Source organism: Dorea sp. OM07-5, assembly GCF_003481355.1.
Classification (GTDB): Bacteria; Bacillota; Clostridia; order Lachnospirales; family Lachnospiraceae; genus Dorea_D; species Dorea_D hominis.
In genome coordinates this window covers 1-494 of sequence record NZ_QUKZ01000048.1, presented here as the reverse complement: position 1 = coordinate 494, position 494 = coordinate 1, and the positions used below count along the sequence as shown (strand labels likewise).

1 protein-coding gene is annotated in these 494 nt (G+C 44.1%); it reads left to right on the top strand.

Going from position 1 to position 494, the window contains the following annotated elements:
- The coding region (locus DXC04_RS15985; RefSeq protein ID WP_243112189.1) for an MSCRAMM family protein at window positions 1–494 on the top strand (494 nt) is incomplete at both ends.

Genomic DNA, 494 nt, shown 5'->3' with positions numbered 1-494 from the left:
ATCGGTGTATTCGAAAGCGAAACAGCAGCTCCGGTAAGCTTCAGCGTACAGTGGCTGAACATGACACGTATTGAGTTGACGAAGAAAGATATCAATACACAGAACCCACTATCTGGAGCAGTATACGGTATTTACACCGATAAGAAGTGCGAAAATCTGCTGATGACGATGACTGCAACCGAAACAGACGGAAAAGCAGTCAGTGATTATTTTGATGCCGCACTCAAAACTGTGTATGTAAAAGAAGTGACTGCACCGACCGGATATAAACTGAATACAGAAGTATATAAAGTAGAGGTTGCAGCCGGAAAGACATTGACTGTAACAGCAACCGATGAGAGAGTCACCGGAAAGGTAAAAATCGCAAAGATCGATAAAGAAACACTTGCATTTAAAGCACAGGGTGACAGTGCTCTTCGTGGTGCTGTGTATGGTCTGTATGCCAAAGAGGACATCGTGCATCCGGATGGAACAACAGGGGTGCTGTATAAACA